The following is a 19827-nucleotide window of genomic DNA, read 5'->3' as shown; positions in this document are numbered from 1 at the left end:
CCGGGCTCTGCGCACTCTGCGAGGTCTGCGGCGTTTGAAACATGCGGAAAAGGCCTCAGGAACGGGCAGGATGGCAGTGATGCAGCGGCAGCTTGAAACCGATGTGCTGGTGATCGGCGGGGGCACCGCCGGGTTCGGCGCGGCGCTGGGCGCGGCGCGGGCTGGCGCCAAGGTTCGCGTGATCGAAGGAACGAGCAAGGTGGGCGGCGTGATGGCGTTCTGCCCGGGGATGCCCTGGGGCGGCGGCTATCCCACCGGGCGGAGCATCGGCGGGGTGTTCGGCGAACTGACTGACCAGCTCCTCTCGATGGAGCCGCCGATGGCCGAGGTGCGCCCCTCGACGCTGGAGAACTTCGGGTACGAGGTGATCTACGACCACGAAGCGGCTGTTTTTGCGATGTTCCAGATGCTGGAGGATGCCGGCGTCGAGGTGCATCTCAACACCTTTGCGGGCGCGCCGGTGCTGGAGCATGGGCGGATCGCGCGGGTGGAGTGCACCGACCGGACCGGGCCGCTGGTGATCGCGGCCGGCATGGTGATCGACGCTTCGGGCGACGGCGATACCTCGGCGCGGGCGGGCGTGCCCTTCATGGTGGGCGACGGGCGCGGCAACATGATGGGGGTGACGCTCTCGTTCTCGATGGTGGGGGCGGACTGGGCGCGCGTGTTTGCGAAGGGCGATCCCTATTTCGAGGCGGAAGCGGCGGCGGGCATCGCGGCGGGGCTGCTCCATCCGGACCTTGCCAAGCTCTATCTGATGAAGGGCTTTCACCGGGATACGGTGTTCTGCAATTCGGTGCATATCCGCGGCGTGGACGGGACCGACCCGCAGGCCGTAGCGCGGGCGACGCAGGAGGGGCGGCGGCGCTGCCACCAGCTGGCGCGGTTCCTCGTCGGCCACGTGCCCGGCTTCGAAGCCGCGCGGATGAGCGGGCTGGGACCGACGGTGGGCGTGCGCGAGACGCGCAAGCTGGAGGCAGTGCACCGCATTCTGGCGCAGGACCTGCGCGCCGGAGCAAAGCCTGCGGACGGCATCGTGGCCTGCGACAATCCCATCGACGACGTGATGCGCGGGGACGCGGACATGACCCACGATGCGATCGTGGCGAAGGGGGACTACTACACGATCCCCTTCCGCGCGATGGTGCCCGCGGGGGTGGAGAACCTGCTGTTTGCCGGGCGGCTGGTCTGCGCGGACCCGGCAGCCTTCGCCTCGGTGCGGGGGATGCCGCAGTGCATGGCGATGGGCCAGGCCGCGGGCACGGCGGCGGCACTGGCGCTCACGGACGGTATGCCGGTGCAGGCGCTCGATCCGGCGCGGGTCGTCGCCGCACTCACGGCGCAGGGGATGCGCGGGATCGGCGGCGATGCGCTGAAGCGCCATGCCGAGGCGCTGGTGGCGGCCTAGGATCGGGACCTAGCCGAAAATGACCTTTTCCTCGCCCAGCCAGAGCGGCGAGCGAGCAAGATCGATGAACTTGCGCTCGTCTTCCAGCAGCAGTGCGCCTGCCGCGCGGGCTTCGGGCGTGTCGGTGGCGAGGTCTTCGAGGCTGTCCCACCACAGCTGGGCGACGCCGTCGTAAGGCCCCGGCGCGCCGCGCACCTGCGCGAAGGGGGCATCCTCCGCGTTCGGCAGCGAATGAAGCTGGACATAGCGCCGGATCTTCAAAGCATCGCGCACGCTGGCGACCAAGGGCGCGTGGTTGGTGAACCAGTAGTCTTGAAATTCCGCGCGGCTGAGGTGCGGCAGGCGGTGGAGGCAGAAGGTGAGCTTGATCATGGCGGTCAGCCTTTCCTTGCTTTCAGCCAGGCCTTGCCGGCGTTCTGAATGGTGAGCAGCGCCTTGAACGGGGCAATGCCGATGTTGGCGCGCCCGGTGCGCGCAATCGCATCGATCTGGGCGTAGTACCAGTAGGTTACGGCGAATCCTTCGACCGCACGGATCATCTTGAGGCCGCCAAGGAACGAGAGCCACGGCGGGAGGAGCTTGAGCCGGTTTTCCCAGCGATCCAGTTCCTCTGCGCCCGCGAGGAGCTTGGCGGGGCCGGCGGTATCGACGCAGAGCGGGCGGCCGAGGCCGATCACGTCGGCGCCGCCGGTCTCGAGCGCCATGTTCATCGCGTGGCGGCTGCGGAAGCCCCCAGTGACGAGGAGCGGCATCGTGAGCGTGGCGCGCATGGTCTTGGCGAAATCGACGAAATAGGCCTCGCGCGCGATCGTGGAGGCAGCGCGCGGCGGCGCATCGGGCGCCTCCATGCCGGCGATGTCCATCATCGCGGGTTGTTCATAGGAACCGCCGGAGATTTCGAGCAGATCAACGCCCGCATCCTGCAGCCAGCGCGCGACGACCATGCTGTCTTCGAAGGCAAAGCCGCCGCGCTGGAAATCGGCCGAGTTGAGCTTCACGCCGATGGGGAAGGCCGGCCCCACCCCTGCCCGCACCCGCGCGACCACAGCCATGAGCATCCGTGCCCGGTTTTCGAGGGAGCCGCCCCACTGGTCGGTGCGCAAGTTGGCGCGCGGGCTGAGGAACTGCGAGAGGAGATAGCCGTGCGCGGCGTGGATCTGGACACCGGTGAAGCCGGTTTCCTTCGCCACTTCGGCCGCGTGGCCGAAGCGTTCGACGAGATCGAGAATCTCCGCCTCGGTCAGCGCCTCGGGGACGCCGAACTGCTTGCCCGGAAGGCCGACGGGAACCGCGGAAGGCGCCTTGGGATGCGGATTGACGGTGACCTGGGTCTGGCGGCCGGCGTGGCTGATCTGCATCCAGATATGCCCACCGGCGCGCGTGCCCGCCGCCGCCATCGCGCGCAGGCCCGCAAGCGCCGCTTCATCCTGCGGGCCCTCGATGATCACGTTGCCCGGGCGTTCGAGGTGGTCGCGGTCGATCTGGACATTGCCGCTGATAAGAAGGCCCGAGCCGCCATCGGACCAGAGGCCGTAGAGCCGCTCCAGTTCAGGCGTCGCGCGGCCTTGCGGATCGGCGAGACCCTCGGTCATCGCCGCCTTGGCAAGCCGATTGGGCAGGACCGCGCCGCAAGGCAAGGTGAGGCTGTCGGCGATTGTCGGCATGTGGTGTGCTCCCCCGTTTATTCTTGTCCGCCGATCTATTGCGCGGCTTGATCCGGTCGGCAAGCGCTTCAGCCCGTGACGGGGGGCAGTGGCAGGCTGGTGGTGTGCTTGATCCGGTCGAGCACCACGCTGGAGCGCACGCTGGCGACATCGCCGTGGCCGAGGAGCTGCTCGTTCATCAGCCGCGAGTAGGACGCGAGATCGCGCGCGACGATGCGCAGGAGATAATCGGAATCGCCCGTGGTGGCGCGGCAATCGAGCACTTCATCGAGCGCGGAAATGCGCGCATGGAAGCCGCGCACGACATCGGGCGCGTAGCTTGCCATGGCGACCGCGACATAGGCTTCGACCTGCAGGCCGAGCGCGGCCTCGCTGAGCAGCGCGACGGTGGCACGGATGTACCCGTCCGCCTCGAGCCGGGCCACGCGGCGCGAGATCTGGCTGGGCGAAAGGCCGACGAGCTTGGCCAGATCGGCATGCGCGCGCGAGGCATCGGCCTGGAGCAGGGCGAGCAGCTGGCGATCGAGCTTGTCCATGCGGGCCTTTCCGTTCAGGGGGCAAGCGCCGCAACGATGGCGCGCTCGGCAATGGCCTCGGCCAGCTTGTCGGCGATCATGGCGCCGGAGACGCTGCCGGGAACGGGACGGATCACGCCCTTGCGGCGCATCGAGGCGAACCCGTAGATCGCCGACCAGAAGGCAAGGGTGCGCAGTTCGATCGCCTCCTCATCAAGGCCGGGTATGCTGGCCGCGACGGCGGCGCGCACGGCGGTGTGCCCCCTCATCTGGAAGGCGAGGAGCTCGGGATCGATCGCGGGCGTCGTCAGCTCGCTTTCATACATCAGATCAACGAGGTGCGGGCTTTCTTCGGCAAACTGGATGAACACCGCGCCCAGCGCGCGCAGCTTGTCCGCCGGGTGATCGAAGGTTGCGGCGATCGCATCCGAGCGGGCGAGCATTTCGCGGAAACCATCCAGCGCGAGGGCGAGGAGGAAGGCGCGCCGATCGGGGAAGTGGTGATAGGGCGCGCCGGGCGACACGCCGACCTGCTGCGCAAGCGTGCGCATCGAGAAGCCGACATGCCCGTTCGCCGCGATCCACGCGCGGCCGGCCTTGAGCAGATCGCCCCTGAGGTCTTCCTTGTGATAGGGCTTCTTCGTCGCCATGCGCCATCCTGCTGCAGGCGCAGTCCTACCACCATTCGGCGCCGATGCCAGCCGGTCTCGGACGAGACCCTAGGCCATGCAGAGCGTGGCGAGGCGCGCTTCGTGCATCGGGAACACGTGCACATCGGGCGGGAAGTAGGAATAGCGGATGCGGGCGAGCACTTCGACCTTGTGGATGCCGGCAGCGAGACCGCCGGGTTTGTCGACGAGAATCTCGCCCCATTCGAGCAGACCCCAGCGCGCGCTGGTTTCCTCGCGCAGTTCGGCCAGCGTGTAGACTTCATCGCGGATGCCGAGGCGGTTGTGCTCGAAAGGAAAAACCTCGCCATCGACGGTGACGGTGAAGCCATCAAGCTGCGAGAGGCGGGTGCCGTGGTAGTTGGGGATGCGGATGCGCACGGCAAAACCGGTGCGCGCGCCGACGGGGCCAATGTTGCGGAAGCCGGTGCTTTGGATGAGCTGATGTTCGAGCATGGGGGGTGTTTCCCGGATAATGGCTGGGATCAGGCGAGGAGGCCGGCTTCGTATTCGGCTTCGAGCTTGCGGAGCAGGACCTGCTGGCGGCGAACCTGATCGATGGCGCGCCACGGGCTGCGCAGCCCTTCGTATTCGCTGGAAAGCCAGCCCGAATAGCCCGAGCGCAGAATGGCCGACATCACCGGGCGCCACGGGATGTTGAGGTCTTCGAGGCTGTCGTCGATATCGTGGAACTTGGCCTGGATGAACACGACATACTGCGCGATCTCGAGGAACTGCTCGGGCGGCACCGCGATGCCGTTCAGGAACGCCATGTGCTGCCGCATCTCGTCGTTGATCTGGTGCGAGCCCCAGTGCGTGAGCGGGCGATCCTGGAAGATGCCGGTATCGATCATCAGGCCGAAGTTCTTCGTGCCGGTGCGTTCGATGAAGGCGATATAGGCATCGGTGACGCGGTGCTTGATCGGCGTGGGCGCATGGATTTCCGGGCAGATGACCACGCCGAGCTGGTGAGCGAGATCGAGATTGCGCTCGACATAGGCCTCCCACTGCGGATCGGGATCGAGTTCGTGCGAGGTGACGCCGAACTTGGGCCGGAGAAACTTGAAGCCGAGCCGGTGCGCCAGCCTGAGATCCTGCGCGAGATCGGCCGCGCCTTCCTCCACGGTGAGATTGCGGGTGAGCGTGACGCGCGTGTCGATCCACGAACACATGTTGGTGGGTTCGAGCTTGTAGCGATCAACGAGGCCGAACCACGTATCGAGCCACGCGGCGGACGGTTCGGGATAGCCCTCGACCTGGCCCTCGCCGAGGATTTCGATGCCGGTCGCGCCGGTATCGGCAATGTGATCGAAGGCATCTTCCAGCGTCATCACCGAGCCGAAATCATTGACGTAGCTGTAGACCGAGACGCCGTATTTCAGAGAACCCATCTGCCGCAAACCCCCGCGCGAATCCGGGACGGCACAGTGCCGCCGCCGGTCAATCTAAACGCTGATCAAATTGAGGGCAAGCCAAACCGGCGCGGCGGCGGCACCGGCGCGGGTACGGGACCGGCTAGAGCGGAAGGTGCCGATCGAGAAAGGCCATCGCCGCGCCGTTGAAGGCGTCGTTGCGATCACCGGCGACCATGTGGCCAGCCCCGCCGACATCGGCGACTTCGAGACCGGGCAGGATGGCGCGGAAGGCGGCAATGCCGGCGTCGCTCACCACATCGCTGTTGAGGCCGCGCACGAGGAGGACGGGGATGCCGGTCTGCGGCAGCACGGCGGCGGATTCCTGCACCATGGCGTGGAGGTCCTCCGGGCGCGACGCGACGATGCGCGGATCCCAGTGCCAGTAGAGCCTGCCATTGGCGCGGCGGCGCAGATTGCGCAGCAGGCCCTTGGGATCGCGCGGACGGGGCCGATCCGGGTTGTAGGCGGCGACGGCATCGACCGCGTCTTCCAGCGTGGCAAACCCGTCCGGATGCGCGCGCATGAAGCCGACGATCCGGCTGATGCCCTGCGGCTCGGGATGGGGCACGATATCGACGAGCACGAGCGCTGCCGGGCGCAGACCGAGCGCGACCGAATGGATCGATGTCGCCCCGCCGAGCGAGGCGCCGACCAGCGCGAAGGGCTGATCAAGGCCGCCGGTAATCGCCGCAAGATCGGCCACGCGGTCGTCGAGCGAATAGGCGCCGGCCTCCGACCATTCGCTTTCGCCATGCCCGCGCGCATCGAAGTTGATGACGCGGTAGCCGCGCTGCGCGAGCGCCGTTGCGGCACCGGACCAGCTGTGGCGGGTCTGTCCGCCGCCGTGGAGCAGAATGACAGCCGGTGCTTCGCGCGGCCCGAGATCATCGGCGACGAGGACGAGGCCGTCCGCGGAGGTGACCTTGTGCACGTGCACGGCGGATGCTGCGGCGCTCACCGGCATTTCTCCATGGCTTCGCGGGCCAGGGCTGCAAGGCGCGGCAGGGCTTCGGCGCGTTCCCTCGCCTGCGCGTTGGATGCGGTGCCGCGCAGCACGCGGCCCTTGATCCCGTGCATGATCGCGGCGAGGCGGAAGAAGTTGAACGCGAGGTAGTAGTCCCAGTTGGGGATGCTCTCCCGGCCCGTGCGCGCGCAGTAGGCGGCGATGTAGTCCGCCTCGGTCGGCAGGCCCAGCGGCACAGGGTCCGCGCCGCCGAGGCCCGCGACGATATCGCCGGGCATACGGTACATCATCGCGTGATAGGCAAAGTCCGCCAGCGGATGGCCCAGCGTCGAGAGCTCCCAATCGAGCACCGCCAGCACGCGCGGCTCGCCGGACGCGAAGATCATGTTGTCGCAGCGGAAGTCGCCGTGGACCACGGTGGTCTCGTCGCCTTCCGGGATCGCGGTGGGCAGCCATTCGACCAGCGCATCCATGTCCGGCAGGCGGCCGGCGAGTTCGTCCTCGAGGTACTGCTTCGACCACCGCCCGATCTGGCGCGCGAAGTAGTTGCCCGGGCGGCCGTAATCGCCAAGCCCCACGGCTGCCACATCGACCGAGTGGAGCGCGGCGATCACGCGGTTCATCTCGTCGAAGTACGCCGCGCGCTGGTCCTTGGGCACATCGGTGAAGGCCGCGTCCCAGAAGATCCGCCCCTCCACCATGTCCATCACGTAGAACGCGCTGCCGATCACGCTCTCGTCCTCGCAGACGGCGAAGATACGCGCGACGGGAACGTCGGTCGCGGCCAGCGCCTGCTGCACGCGCGCTTCGCGCAGCACGTCGTGTGCGCCTTTCAGCAGCGGCCCCGGGGGCTTGCGGCGCAGCACATAGCGCTGCGCCGGCTTGGTCAGCTTGTACGTCGGGTTCGACTGCCCGCCGTTGAACTGCTCGACCGTCAGCGGCCCGGCAAAACCTTCCACGTTTGCCGCCATCCACGCCCCGAGCGCCGCCTCGTCAAACGCGACGCGGACCTTGCCTGCACCGGTATTCGCCGCTGCCAGGTCTGCTGTCATTGCGCTGCCTTCCAGTCACGGCGCAGCTTCTTGGCGAGGCTCCACTTGTGGACCTCGGTCGGGCCGTCATAGATGCGGAAGGCGCGCACTTCGCGGAACATCGTCTCGACGATGGTCTTGTCGGTGACGCCGAGGCCGCCCATCACCTGCACGCACTTGTCGGCAATGCGCATGAGCGCTTCGGAGACCGCGACCTTGGTCATCGAACTTTCGACCGTGCCGAGCGAGCCCGTATCCAGCACGCCTGCGCACCAGTCGATCATCAGTTCGCACTGCTTGATGTCGATCATGTTCTCCGCGAGCATGAAGCCGACGCCCTCGTGGTCGATCAGCGTCTTGCCGAAGGCCGTGCGGCGGTTGGCATAGTCGGTCGCGATTTCCTGCGCGCGCATGCAGCCGCCGAGCCAGCGCATGCAGTGCGAGAGGCGCGCCGGGCTGAGGCGGATCTGCGCGTACTTGAAGCCTTCGCCGGCATCGCCCAGCATCTGGTCCGCGGGAATGCGCAAGTTGTCGATGGTGATCTCGGCGTGGCTGCCGGGCATCGAGCTGTCGATGGTGTTGGGCACGCCGGTGATCTGGATCGCAGGATCGGGCAGATCGACGAGGAACATGCACGCCCCGCCCTTGCTGTCCGGATCTTCGGATTTGGCCATCACGATGCCGACCTTGGCCCCTTCCGCCCCGGTGATGAAGCACTTCTTGCCGTTCACCACCCAGTGGTTGCCGTCCTTGCGGCAGGTCGTCAGCATCATCGAAGGGTCCGCGCCCGCGCCGTTCAGTTCGGCCGGTTCGGTCATGAAGAAGGCCGAGCGCGCGCGGCCCTCCACCAGCGGCTTCAGGAACCGATCCTTGAGCTCCGGGCTGCCGACATGGCCGATGAGGTACATGTTGCCCTCGTCCGGTGCCTGGGTGTTGCAGGCGAGCATGCCCAGCGGGGTGAGGCCCGATTTGATCAGGATCACCGCCGTCTCGCGCTGGTTGAAATGGCTCCCATCGGGCCTGATATGCGGCGTCAGCACCCCCGCTGCGCGGGCCAGCTCGCGCATTTCCATGACGAGTTCATCGGTCGGTGCGCCGTGATGATCGCGGCGCGGGTCCTGCTCGTAGGGAAAGATCTTCTCCCGCACGAAGGCTTCGACCTTCGCCGCCATCTCCAGCGCTTCGCTGCTGATCGTCATGTCTTCAAGCCTTCCTCAAACCAGTCCCTGCCGGATGCGCCATAACAGCAGATCGCACCACCATCGGACATTGCCTTCATTGCGGGGGGCCCTCTAGCAGCTTCGGGCGGGCTGTGGGCCTCCCTAAACGGCTGGGGCTGCCGACAATGCACCGGCGGCAGCCGGGCGGCTATCACCGAATCGCCGCGCCGTGGCAACGTGCGGGTCCAAGCAGACTGCAGACCCCGCGGGGTTGAGGTCCTGAAGGTATCTGATCAAGGTCCGCCGACCGTGCGGACGCTCAGCGTTCGGTGACAGTCCGGTCCATCGGCGCCAGCTTGGCCAGCAGCCGGTTCTGCGCCGGAAACGAAACATGGGCCTCGCGCATGGCCTGCTGCAAGTGTTCGACCAGCGCATTGAGATCGGCGCGCGTGGTGCCGAGGCCCTTGTGCGCCACCTTCATGTCGCGGCCCGAATAGCGGCAACCCGCATTCAGGATGAAGCAGACCTGCTCGAACAGCGTGCGCCGCAGCCGCACCATGTCGTGCTCCTCGAAGATCGCCTTGATGCGCGGGTCCGCCACGCTGAGATCGAGCGTGCGATCAGTGATCCGGCGGATGCCCGCCTGTCCGCCAAAGGCACGTGCCATGCCATCCCCGGCAAACGGATGCGCCCCGGCATTGGCATCGCCTTGCACATAGGGATCGACCGGAATCTCCCCCGTCGCGGGATCGCGCGCCTTGCGGACCACGCCGAACTCCTTGTCCCAATCGACCGGAGCTTCGGTTTCGGTCGGCGCGGGAGCGGCGACCGGGGGTTCGGCCAGCGGCGCGGCGGCCAGCAGCAAGGGCAGGAGAAACGGCATCATCGGCCCCTTCAATAGGCTAGCTGGAGGGAAAGCAGCCCGCCGCGCTGGTTCGCGACTGTCGCCACCGATCCCACGTCGACATAGGCGGCGGTCACGGTCACGTGCCGGCTGACCGCCCATGCGGCAAACAGGTCTTTGGCATCATCCTCTCGCGCAATCCCGAGGTTATCGGGCCGCGTGCGCCATTCGCCGCCGATCACCAGCCGCGGTGTCACCAGATAGCCCAGCGAGCCTTCGAACTGCACGCTGCGCGCGGCCTTCCTGTCGCCGCCAAAGCCGAGCAGGCCGAACTGGTTGGCCTTGGTCAGCCGCACGGTGGCATTGGCAAGCACACTCGCCCCCAGGAAGAGCTTGGTCGCGCTTACGGTAAAGTCCGTGCCGGCCGAGGCCCGCGCCCCCACCGCGCGCACCACCGCGCCATCAAGGTTGCGCTTGTGCTCCACCCCCACGCTGATCTGCGGCAACCAGCCGGGCCCATAGACGAGATCGCCCACAAGCCGCACCTTGGCGGCGTAGATATCCTGATTGAACTGAAACCCCTTGCCCAGCCCCAGCGCCGCGCCGATCTGCCGCGTGTTGAAATTCTGCCGCGCGTAGGAAAGCTCCACCCGGTCGCGAATGCCGATGGCCACGCCGTGGGTGTCGAGCCGGAAATCGGGCAGTTCCACCCCTGTCACATGGGCTGAAACGCCGATGGCGCGGTTCGTGCCCATGCCGGAGATCGTCGCCCAGGTGGCAAGCCCGCCGCCACCACTGCCCTCGACCGAGGTGATGCCGTTCGTCAGGATAAGCTTGGCCCCATCGAACGTGATCGCCTCACGCGCAGCGCAAGGGGCGGCGAGCGCCAGCGCGCCAGAGATCAGGGGCATGGCGGCCAAGGATCGAAAGTTAGTCACAACGCGCTGATTAACCACAGGCCTCTTGCGGATTCGTAAAGCAACGCATTGGGGTAATAGACTGAATCTTAGGATAGTCGTGCGATACCGCCGCCATGGTAAAATGTATCATGCGACGCCTGCCACTCGGGCTTGCCTGCCTGTTTGCCGTCTCGGCGACGGGCCCCCAGACGGGCACCATCCAGGTCTTCGATCAGCGCGGTCTGCCCGTAGAGGGCGTCGTCATCGAAGTGCCTCCGCCGCCCGGCAGCAACCGGCCCATCGCCTTCCCGTGGCGCAGCGCGATGGCGCAGCGCAACCAGACCTTTGTTCCGGGCACGCTGATTGTCCCCCAGGGCGCCAATGTCGCCTTCCCCAACCTCGATACCGTGCGCCACAGCATCTACAGCTTTTCCAAGCCCGCACGGTTCCAGATCGATCTCTACGGCCGCGATCAGACGCGCTCGCAGCGCTTTGCGATCACCGGCACCGTCGCGCTCGGCTGCAACATCCACGACAAGATGCGCGGCTATATCCGCGTGGTATCGACGCCTTACGCCGCCGCCACCGATCTCAACGGACGCGGCCAGATCGAAGGACTGGCTCCCGGCACCTACCGCGTCACGGTGTGGCACCCGCGTCTTCGCGGCAATGGCAACGAGGCGGTGCAGACCATCAAGATCGCGCCCGGCTCGACCACGCGCCTCAGCATAGAGCTGCGCTGAGCCAATGGCGCACCCGCTCCTTGCCCGCATCGCCCACTTGCGTCCCCGCACGCTGCGCGCCCGCATCGCCGTTCTGCTGATGGCGCTGCTGGCCGGGGTCATGGCGGTTTCGGTGCTCGTTGCGGGCAGCGGCATCAGCCTCTTCGCCCACCGCGTCGCCGAACGCGACATGGCCGCCAATGCCCGCGTGTTCGAACAGCTGATCGCCACCCGCGAAGGGCAGATGCGCGAATCCGCTTCCGTCGTCGCGCGCGATTTCGGCTTCCGCAGCGCCGTTGCCGGGGGCGACAAGGCCACGCTCGGCTCCGCGCTCGCCACCCTTGCGACCCGCACCGGCGCCTCGGTCGCGGCGGTCGTCTCGCTCGATGGCGCGGTGGTCACAAGCCCGGGCGCGCCGCCGCTCGATGGCGCCGCCCTCCTCCCCGCGCTTGATGCAGGCAGGAACGGCGGCGTTATCGCGCAGGGGGGCCAGCTTGCGCTCGCCGTCGCCGCCCCCATCGAAATGCCCGATCTCGCCGGCTGGCTGGTGCTTGCCCAGCCGCTCGGCACGCAGGACCTCGGCGCGCTCAGCCGCCTTTCCGCCGTGCCGATCGAGGCCAAGGTCGCCCCCGCCAGCGCGCTTGCGCCGGAGCAGACCGCGCTGAGCCTTGGCACCATCGGCGAGCTGCCCTCGCCGCAGGGTCGCCAGCTGGTGCGGCTCTCCGCGCTGCCCAGCCTCCAGCGCGGGATCGAGCCGCGCCTCATCCTCAGCCACTCGCTCGATTCCGCGATGCAGGCCTACCGCGCGCTCAACGCCGCGCTTGTCGGCATCGCGCTGGCCGGCACGCTCGCCGGCCTCGCGCTGGGCCTGCGCATTGCGCGAAGCGTCACGCGGCCCCTCAGCCAGCTGGCCGAAGCGGCGCGGCGCTATGCCGGCGGCACCGTCGCCAAGGTCGATGTTGCGGGCGATGCCGAGGTCGCGGCGCTGGCGCAGAGCTTCAACGCGATGGTCGATGCGATCGAGGAACGCGAACGCCAGATCGTCCACAGCGCGCTCCACGATGGCCTGACGGGCTTGCCCAACCGCCGTTTCTTCATCGAGAAGCTCGACCGCGCGGTCGCGCGCCAGAGCGCGGCGCACCGCACGATGGCCGTCTTCGTCGATCTCGACAATTTCAAGGTGATCAACGACACGATGGGCCACCCCGTTGGCGATGCGTTGCTGCGCGAGGCCGGACAGCGGCTGCAGGACCTGTTCCCCGATCACATGGTCGCACGCTTCGGCGGCGACGAGTTCGGCCTGCTCGTCACCGGTCTGGGCGAAGGCGCGGACCCGGCCTCGCTGGCGCGCAAGATCCACAGCGCGCTCAACGCGGATGTCACCGTCGGCGGCCGAGCCATGCAGCTGACCGCCAGCTTCGGCGTGGCGGTGGGCCCACAGGACGGCACGAGCGGCGACGAACTGCTCAAGAACGCCGATCTCGCGCTCTACCGCGCCAAGAGCGAAGGCAAGAGCACCTACCACTTCTTCGAAGCCTCGCTCGACGAGGAAGCCCGCCGCCGCCGCCAGCTGGAACTCGATCTCGGCCAAGCGGTGCGCGAAGGCCACTTCGAGCTGCACTTCCAGCCGCTCTACAGCATGACGCAGCAGCGCCTCAAAGGCTTCGAGGCCCTGATCCGCTGGAACCACCCCGAGCGCGGCCGCATCAGCCCTGCGGACTTCATTCCGCTCGCGGAAGAAACCGGCCTCATCATCCCGATCGGCGAATGGGTGATCCGGCAGGCCTGCGCGCAGGCAGCATCATGGCCGGGAGACATCTCGGTCGCGGTCAACATCTCGCCGCGCCAGTTCTCGAGCCCGGTGCTGGCGCAGACCATCGTCCAGTCGCTCGCCGCCGCGGGCCTTCCCGCCCACCGGCTCGAACTCGAAATCACCGAAAGCATCTTCATCGGCAACGTGGAGCGGACACTCGGTATGCTCCACGGCCTTCGCACGCTGGGTGTGCGCATCGCGCTCGATGATTTCGGAACCGGCTATTCGTCGCTCAGTTATCTGCGCTCGTTTCCCTTCGACAAGCTCAAGATCGACCAGAGCTTCGTGCGCGATCTGGGCAACGATGCCAGCGCCCACGCGATCATCCGCGCGATCACAACGCTTGCCGCCGCGCTGGGCATCGAAACGCTGGCCGAAGGCGTCGAACTGGAAGCAACCATGGACGCCCTGCGCCGCGAAGGCTGCGATCTTGTCCAGGGCTACCTCATCAGCCGCCCGGTGCCTGCAGGCGCCGTGGCCGCCCTGGTACAGCAAATGAATGGCGGCGGTGCACTGCGCCGGGCCTCTGCCTAGACAGGTGGAACACGCTGCGGACAGGATAGCCGGCACCGCGCGGACGGCTTGATTTTTTCCCGGCAGTGGGCAATGGGCGGCGGGACAAAGTAGCGGGGAACAGCTCCCGCCAGGCAAACGCGTGCGAAGGCGCGGCGGGGCCGTAGAATGGGAAACGATCCTATGTCTGCGGCCTATGCACTCTCTTCCTGTATCGAATGGCAGTTCACCGACGCCGGCGCGCTTGATGCGCGTTTGCGCGCGGCGAAAGCGGCGGGCTTCGAGCTTGCCGAATTCCACCTCTGGCGCGACAAGCCGATCGCGGCGCTGGCCGAAGCCCTTGCCGAAACCGGCATGGGTCTGACCGGCGTGTGTGTCGATCCGCGGCGGTCCATCGTCGATCCCGCCGAGCGCGCCGAAATGGTCACCGCGGTGCGCGAGACGATCGCGGCCACGCGGTGCCTTGGCAAACCGGCGCTGATCGTCGCCTCGGGCTTCCGGATCGAGGGGATGAGCGAGGAAGAGCACTTCGCCAATGCCGTCACGGCCCTGCGCGAAGCCGCCGATGCGGCCGAGGAGGCCGGCGTGATGCTACTGCTCGAACCGCTCAACACCCGGTTGTTCGCCGCGATGTATCTGGTCAGCACGAAGCTCGGCCTCGATCTGGTCGAGGCGGTGGGCAGCCCCAACCTGCGCCTGCTCTACGATGTGTGGCACAGCGCCTGCATGGACGAGGATATCGCCGAAGTGCTGGCAGGCCGGGTGCATCTGATCGCGCATGTGCAGGTTGCCGACATGGACGACCGCCACGAGCCGGGCACAGGCACGCTCGACTGGGCCAAGGCCATGCAGACCTTGCGGGACCTGGGCTATCGGGGGGCCATCGGGCTGGAATACTTCCCCAGCCTGCCGATGGCTGCGTCCCTTTCGCTCACCCGTCAGACGCTGGGCTGCTGACCGGCTGCCGCCGGCCCCCGCTCGATCAGAACAAGCGGGGCTTGCCGCAGGGCAGGACAACCGCAGGAATGGGACTTTCCCGATGAACACGAACGAGATCGCGATCAGCCTCGATCTGATCAACCGCCACTATCAGGAACCGAACCGCAACCGGTTCGAAAGCCGGTATTTCTGGGAAGAGCTCTACCCGATGCTGGCCACGTCGGGTTTCCGGGCCATCGAGATTCCCTATGAGCTGGTGTGGCAATTCGGCGGGCGCAGCGGCGTGCCGATGAACCGCTACTGCGTGAACACGAAGTACGGCAGTGCCGCCGCCTACCGCAAGACGCTTGCCGCCAGCGGGATCGACCGGGTCAGCGGCGTGACCTTCGATCCCAACCTTTTCATGCGCAACGGCAATCTGGATTTCTTCTTCGGCGCGTCCGGCCACTTCGCCGGTGAAGCGCTGGCCCACGCCGCCGATCTGGGGGCGGACTACCTCGCGATCAGCCCATCGCCCTGCTATGGCCGCGCCGCGCATCATCACCCCGATCTGGAGAGCAAGCTGGACGTGTTCACCCAGCGCACGGTGGACCTGCTCGGCGGGCTCGCCACGAAAGCGGAAGGGCTCGGCGTCACGCTGGTGCTGCGCCATGAATACTGGAGCCTGTTTCGCGGCGCGCGGATCCTCGCGCTGCTCGATGCGCTGCCCGCATCCGTGAAGCTGGATTGCGACACCGCCAGCCTCCACGTCGCGGGGCTTTCGGCGGCGGACTTTCTGACGGCGCACATCGCCCGCATCGGCTGCGTCCACCTCACCGACACGAACTTCGTCGATACGCAAGGCATCTGGAAGACCGCCAATCCCGAGTTTCCCGAAACCCGCGCCACGCAGGTCTTCCGTGATCCGGGCACCGGCTCGGTCGATCTTGCAGGGATTGCCGCGGTGCTGACGAGGCTTGGCTATGCCGGCCCGGTGACCGCCAGCGCCCGCCAGACGCGCGATCCCTTCCGCGCCCTGCTGCGCACCCGTGCGCTGCTTCAGCGCATCCAGAATTGAGCCGGACGGAACCTTGACCATGCCCAACATCCGCTACGCCAACATGTGCCACTGGAAGGCGATCCCCTACCGGCAGATCCCCAACTTCCGCGAGTTCTACTACGAGGACCGGACCAATAGCGCCTACTATTCGGACTGGGACAAGATCCTGAAATACCAGGCCGCGCTGGGTTTCCACGGGATCGAGATCGCCCCGTGGGACCTTGCCGACATCCTCCCCCTGTTCGGCTCGCCCGAAGCCTTCACCGCGTTTGCCACGGAGCGCGGCGTCGAGGTCATCGGCATGTTCCACGGCGCGCACGCCTCACACGCGGCGGACCATTTCGACGAAGCCGTGCGTTCGGGACGCGAGGCGGTGGACACGATCGTGCGGTTCGGCGGCACTTACATGAACACCTGCCCGACGCAGAATTACTTCGGCACCGGCCCGCTGAGCCGCGACGAGGTGCAGAACTGCGCCAGGGTGATGAACGAGATCGGCCGCTATGCCACCGACCACGGCGTCAAGATCGGCCTGCACAACGAGTTCTTCTGCGCGATCAACCTGCCCAACCACCGCGAACTGATCGAATCGACCGACCCCGCGCTGGTCCACTACTGCATCGACACCGCGCAGATCGCCATTCTGGGCGAAGACCTGCTGACGTTCTACGAGGACTACCACGACCGCATCAGCACCTTCCACCTGAAGGACACCGCCTCGGCCCGGCAGCCCGACAGCGTGCGCTATGCGCAGGACCCCGAAATCGCCGATGACGGCCACCGCTGGTTCTGGGAACCGGGCGAGGGCGAGCTTGATCTCAAGGGCCTCTACCGCCTGCTCAAGAAGCACGCATTCAAGGGCTGGATGTCGATCGAATACGATGGGTCGCCCGACCTGCTCGCCTCGATGGCGCTAACCCGGTATCACCTCGATACCGAACTACGCCCGATCTACGATTGATCGAGAGGGCCCCGCGAGGCCCTGCACCACTGCTTTGCTTGGCCCCGGCCACCTGGAATTGGCTTACCCGGGACAGACGCGATAGCGCAGCCCTGTTTCAGGGCCCTGCCGGCGTGCCTTTGGCCGGCGCGTGGCGCGCGAACCGACCGACATGATCATCTGCTGCGGCAAACCTGGTACGGCGCGGGCGAACCGAATCGGCCTGACACGCCTTGATCACCCCCACCCCAAGATATGAGTATTATGCGCAGTCTATTTGTCGCCATTATGATTATTTTATTACTTATTTTATCTGATTAGCTTTTGATTCAATATTTTAGATTTTTCAAAAAATTACCAAAACGGCGGATAGTAGGTATTGGAGCATGTCGGATTAGGTGTAAATTTTAACCACAAATCAGTACATTGGAGGCACCTGATGCAAGGAAGGCCTGGGAGGAAATGTACCCCCTTCGAGTGCACGCTTGGCACTCAGCGCTTTAGCGCAAGGACGATTTGTTCGCACACTTCGCCACCATCCCGTGGCAGCGGCAGAAGCGCGCTACGGCTTTTCCTGGCCTTTGGGCTGATAGCCGCATCGCAAACGCCAGCCGCCGCCAGCCCGTCTCTCGGCTCAATTTCGGGTGGCCGTACGCTTCCAGCCGAGACTCAGCGCGATCTTCGCGACGAAGACAAATGCGCAGTGAGCAGGGAATGGTCGCAAGCACGCCTGCTCGACTACTGGCCGAGCGAGGCACACATACGCAGCGCTGGCAAGCTGGGCTACATCGGGCAGACCGATACCGTACCCAACGCAGATCTTGCTGAAGCCCGAACACAGGTCGAACGGGTCGTTCGCGTAAGCGGGCTGGAAATGAACTTCGACCTGATCGCAGCCACCTCCACACCCGCTGCAGCTGAGATCATAAACGGACGGCGCGTGATCCTGTTCGACCCACATTTTATGGCGCAGGTGGCGGATCGCATTTGCCCGGACTGGGGCGCGACAAGCATTCTGGCACACGAAGTCGGCCATCATCTCGCCGGTCATACCCTCCGGCAAACCACCGAGCCTTGGCGCGATGAGCTCGAGGCGGACGATTTCTCCGGGTTCGTGCTGGCGCGGCTTGGCGCCACACTGGCTGAGGCCACATCCGCAGCCGCCCGCATCTTGCCCGAACAATCAACCTCAACACATCCAGGCCGAGCCGATCGCATCGCCGCAATCGTCCATGGCTGGCAGAATGCCAAAGCCCTGATGAATGCCGAGATTGAAAACATCAAAAGACACCCGGGCTTATTGCCAGTAGCGCAGATTAATTATGATGCAAATAGTCTTCGAAATGAAAATTCCGATGCCCCCTTAAAATATCGGATAATCATTTATAATGATCCGATTGATTATTATATTACAAAAGGTGGACGCATCGATTCATATAATGGCTTAAGAACGGCAATTTCGAGAAAAACATTTCCTACCTCAAGCGACTATGCCTGGTCGTTTCAATCTGACGGCTTGCGCTTCAACGTGGCCCATGATGGACGCATCTACACCCGCCTTCCTTCAGGAGTGACATTGGAAGTCGGCATGGTGGTGACCTTGACGCCGCGTATGGCGAACGGGGAATAGGCCGGGTTCATGGCCACCGGGACAGCACATGGCAATCAGGGTCCCGGTCATGACAGGGCTGCCGTTACGCTTGATCGGAGCAATCTGCCCGATCTGTTGATCAGCGACCGCGACAAGCTGCAGACGCAACTCGAAGATCTGGAAGTCATCGTCGTCCGCAATGCCTTCTGTCCGCAACGCGCATTGCTATCCTTCGCCGAACGGCTGGAATGTGCACTTCACGGTCAATTTGGCGCGGTGCAACAGCCGTCGGCAGAGGACTACCTCATCGTGGGCGACCCCAATGCCTCGCCGCTTGCCGAATTTGTGCGCAATGGCCGAGTCTGGGAAAACGACCAGGTGCTGGGCCGTGCCCCGGGGGGCACCTCAATCATGGCTATTCCCGACGAAGACAGAATTGCGGCCCAGACCGATTTTGCATGCACGGCCGCTGCGTGGGATGCCTTGCCGCACTTCGAGCAGCGCGCCTTGGCCCCGCTCACCGTGCTCCATGGTTTCTGGCACGACCGGTTGTATCACGAGCGGGAGCCTCGGCACGATGCCCTGATGCAATGGATGGCGCGCGAGAGCGCCGAACTGCCCCTGGTAGCGCGCATGGCAGGCGGGCGTCATTGCCTGCTGGTCGACGATACCGCCATCCAGATCATGGGCATGGAATTTTCCGCAAGCGAAGCCTTTATCGACGGCTTGCGCGAGTGGGTGACCAAGCCAGCCTTTGTCTACCGGCACACCTGGGAGCCCGGGGATCTGGTTATCTGGAACAGCGCCTCGGTGCTGTTCCGCGGTTTGCCGCGCCCGCACAATCCGATGTGGAAAATGGCACACGTCTCGCGTTGATCAGCACCGGCTGCGATCAGACTTGCAGCGCAGCCCTTCCCCGATCTTCCTGAAGGGCCAGTCGATCTTTAGAATGCTATGTCACGGTGTCAGTCTGAATTGGCACATGCGCGTAAATGTTCAGGCTGTATAATGTCGATGCAACGGTAGGATTGGCTGATCCAACCCCTCGCATCGAAGTCCCGGAGCAGGTGCCGGGTTGGGTGGCGAGACAGTTTTGCCGTCTGACCGATTTCTTCTTGGCTGAGATGTATGGGCTTTGCTGCGCCAGAATGCCGGCAGTTGGCCAGATGCAGTAGTAGGGCTGCTAGTCGACGGCCGGAATTGGGAATGAGTTGGTCGACACCCACGCCCGCATATCTTATTCCGGCTTCAAAGCTCAGTTTGGCAATTTCCTTCCACCATTCAGGCCGCTCGTGCAGCATACTACGTACCTCGCCGATGCTCAGGCACAAAATGGTTGTCGGTATGACGGCATGGATGTGCGCCACATTGGCAGGCAAAAACAGCGGCGCATAACCGCCCCAGTCGCCTTTATGGAACAACAGAGCGACCGGCGTATCTGCTGGCCCCATACCCGGCACAACGGCCACTTGGCCGGCCACGATACCGTACATTCCGGAGCCGATCGAGTCGTCATCGCCCGCTGTCGAGATCTGAGATCCTGATGTGAATGTTCGGATCTGGCCCTTAGCCAGAAACTCCGAACGGAAATCAGCCGCTGCGGTCGCCAGCCAACCCTCAGTTGCCAAAATGCGGCACGCCTCAGCTTTCGAGATCGGAATATTATCCAACATTGGACTAAATGAACCTTTGTTTGCCCAGT

Annotated in this window: 20 protein-coding genes; 8 read left to right on the top strand and 12 right to left on the bottom strand. The window is 65.4% G+C overall.

Features of this window, described 5'->3' with window-relative positions; genetic code table 11:
- Window positions 1–70: 70 nt before the first annotated feature.
- The gene (locus AQZ52_RS08675) at window positions 71–1408 is read left to right on the top strand and encodes an FAD-dependent oxidoreductase (RefSeq protein ID WP_205626423.1); all 1338 of its coding nucleotides are present in this window, start codon (window positions 71–73) and stop codon (window positions 1406–1408) included.
- A gap of 9 nt (window positions 1409–1417) precedes the next feature.
- On the opposite strand, the gene AQZ52_RS08670 is transcribed toward AQZ52_RS08675, so the two are convergent.
- The 11 genes from AQZ52_RS08670 to AQZ52_RS08620 form a co-directional block, all read right to left on the bottom strand.
- Window positions 1418–1780 carry an EthD domain-containing protein gene (locus AQZ52_RS08670; RefSeq protein ID WP_067908535.1) on the bottom strand — a complete coding sequence of 121 codons (363 nt, stop codon included), beginning with the start codon at window positions 1778–1780 and terminating at the stop codon, window positions 1418–1420.
- Window positions 1781–1785: 5 nt separating this feature from the next.
- On the bottom strand, window positions 1786–3072 hold the full coding sequence (locus AQZ52_RS08665) for an NADH:flavin oxidoreductase/NADH oxidase family protein (protein WP_067908532.1): 1287 nt from the start codon (window positions 3070–3072) through the stop codon (window positions 1786–1788).
- 68 nt (window positions 3073–3140) lie between these two features.
- Complete coding sequence (locus tag AQZ52_RS08660; protein ID WP_067908529.1) at window positions 3141–3608, bottom strand: Lrp/AsnC family transcriptional regulator; 468 nt, start codon at window positions 3606–3608, stop codon at window positions 3141–3143.
- A gap of 14 nt (window positions 3609–3622) precedes the next feature.
- The gene (locus AQZ52_RS08655; RefSeq protein WP_067908526.1) at window positions 3623–4237 is read right to left on the bottom strand and encodes a TetR/AcrR family transcriptional regulator; all 615 of its coding nucleotides are present in this window, start codon (window positions 4235–4237) and stop codon (window positions 3623–3625) included.
- Window positions 4238–4306: 69 nt separating this feature from the next.
- Window positions 4307–4711 (bottom strand): C-glycoside deglycosidase beta subunit domain-containing protein, encoded by a 405-nt coding sequence (locus AQZ52_RS08650; RefSeq protein WP_067908523.1) that lies wholly within the window; start codon window positions 4709–4711, stop codon window positions 4307–4309.
- Between the two features lie 29 nt (window positions 4712–4740).
- Window positions 4741–5646 (bottom strand): sugar phosphate isomerase/epimerase family protein, encoded by a 906-nt coding sequence (locus tag AQZ52_RS08645; protein ID WP_067908520.1) that lies wholly within the window; start codon window positions 5644–5646, stop codon window positions 4741–4743.
- A 124-nt stretch (window positions 5647–5770) separates the two neighbouring features.
- Entirely contained in the window at window positions 5771–6628 is an 858-nt protein-coding gene (locus tag AQZ52_RS08640; protein WP_240481486.1) for an alpha/beta fold hydrolase, read from the bottom strand.
- Entirely contained in the window at window positions 6625–7686 is a 1062-nt protein-coding gene (locus AQZ52_RS08635) for a phosphotransferase family protein (protein ID WP_067908514.1), read from the bottom strand. Before AQZ52_RS08635 ends, AQZ52_RS08640 begins: the two co-directional genes overlap by 4 nt.
- Complete coding sequence (locus AQZ52_RS08630; protein WP_067908511.1) at window positions 7683–8864, bottom strand: acyl-CoA dehydrogenase family protein; 1182 nt, start codon at window positions 8862–8864, stop codon at window positions 7683–7685. Before AQZ52_RS08630 ends, AQZ52_RS08635 begins: the two co-directional genes overlap by 4 nt.
- A gap of 280 nt (window positions 8865–9144) precedes the next feature.
- Window positions 9145–9711 carry a group I truncated hemoglobin gene (locus AQZ52_RS08625; RefSeq protein WP_240481485.1) on the bottom strand — a complete coding sequence of 189 codons (567 nt, stop codon included), beginning with the start codon at window positions 9709–9711 and terminating at the stop codon, window positions 9145–9147.
- Window positions 9712–9719: 8 nt separating this feature from the next.
- Window positions 9720–10580 (bottom strand): DUF3034 family protein, encoded by an 861-nt coding sequence (locus tag AQZ52_RS08620; protein ID WP_082697635.1) that lies wholly within the window; start codon window positions 10578–10580, stop codon window positions 9720–9722.
- Between the two features lie 137 nt (window positions 10581–10717).
- On the opposite strand from AQZ52_RS08620, the gene AQZ52_RS08615 reads away from it, so the two are divergent.
- The 7 genes from AQZ52_RS08615 to AQZ52_RS08585 all read left to right on the top strand — a co-directional run bounded on the left by AQZ52_RS08615 (window position 10718) and on the right by AQZ52_RS08585 (window position 19001).
- Complete coding sequence (locus tag AQZ52_RS08615; protein WP_067908508.1) at window positions 10718–11311, top strand: plastocyanin/azurin family domain protein; 594 nt, start codon at window positions 10718–10720, stop codon at window positions 11309–11311.
- A gap of 4 nt (window positions 11312–11315) precedes the next feature.
- The gene (locus AQZ52_RS08610; protein ID WP_067908505.1) at window positions 11316–13637 is read left to right on the top strand and encodes a putative bifunctional diguanylate cyclase/phosphodiesterase; all 2322 of its coding nucleotides are present in this window, start codon (window positions 11316–11318) and stop codon (window positions 13635–13637) included.
- Window positions 13638–13799: 162 nt separating this feature from the next.
- Window positions 13800–14573 carry a TIM barrel protein gene (locus AQZ52_RS08605; protein ID WP_067908501.1) on the top strand — a complete coding sequence of 258 codons (774 nt, stop codon included), beginning with the start codon at window positions 13800–13802 and terminating at the stop codon, window positions 14571–14573.
- An 82-nt stretch (window positions 14574–14655) separates the two neighbouring features.
- A complete protein-coding gene (locus tag AQZ52_RS08600) occupies window positions 14656–15612 on the top strand; it encodes a sugar phosphate isomerase/epimerase family protein (RefSeq protein WP_067908498.1) in 957 nt (318 codons plus the stop codon).
- A gap of 19 nt (window positions 15613–15631) precedes the next feature.
- Window positions 15632–16555 carry a sugar phosphate isomerase/epimerase family protein gene (locus AQZ52_RS08595; RefSeq protein ID WP_067908495.1) on the top strand — a complete coding sequence of 308 codons (924 nt, stop codon included), beginning with the start codon at window positions 15632–15634 and terminating at the stop codon, window positions 16553–16555.
- 682 nt (window positions 16556–17237) lie between these two features.
- Complete coding sequence (locus AQZ52_RS18470) at window positions 17238–18164, top strand: M48 family metalloprotease (RefSeq protein WP_156424824.1); 927 nt, start codon at window positions 17238–17240, stop codon at window positions 18162–18164.
- 9 nt (window positions 18165–18173) lie between these two features.
- Window positions 18174–19001: a TauD/TfdA family dioxygenase gene (locus AQZ52_RS08585; protein WP_067908488.1), complete on the top strand. Its 828-nt coding sequence runs from the start codon at window positions 18174–18176 to the stop codon at window positions 18999–19001.
- Window positions 19002–19090: 89 nt separating this feature from the next.
- Here the strand turns inward: AQZ52_RS08585 and AQZ52_RS08580 are convergent, their stop codons facing one another.
- Window positions 19091–19798 (bottom strand): Crp/Fnr family transcriptional regulator, encoded by a 708-nt coding sequence (locus AQZ52_RS08580; RefSeq protein ID WP_067908485.1) that lies wholly within the window; start codon window positions 19796–19798, stop codon window positions 19091–19093.
- Window positions 19799–19827: the final 29 nt, after the last annotated feature.

Origin of the sequence: Novosphingobium fuchskuhlense, from assembly GCF_001519075.1 — a bacterium.
GTDB classification, from domain to species: domain Bacteria; phylum Pseudomonadota; class Alphaproteobacteria; order Sphingomonadales; family Sphingomonadaceae; genus Novosphingobium; species Novosphingobium fuchskuhlense.
This window is presented reverse-complemented; position numbering and strand designations above follow the sequence as displayed.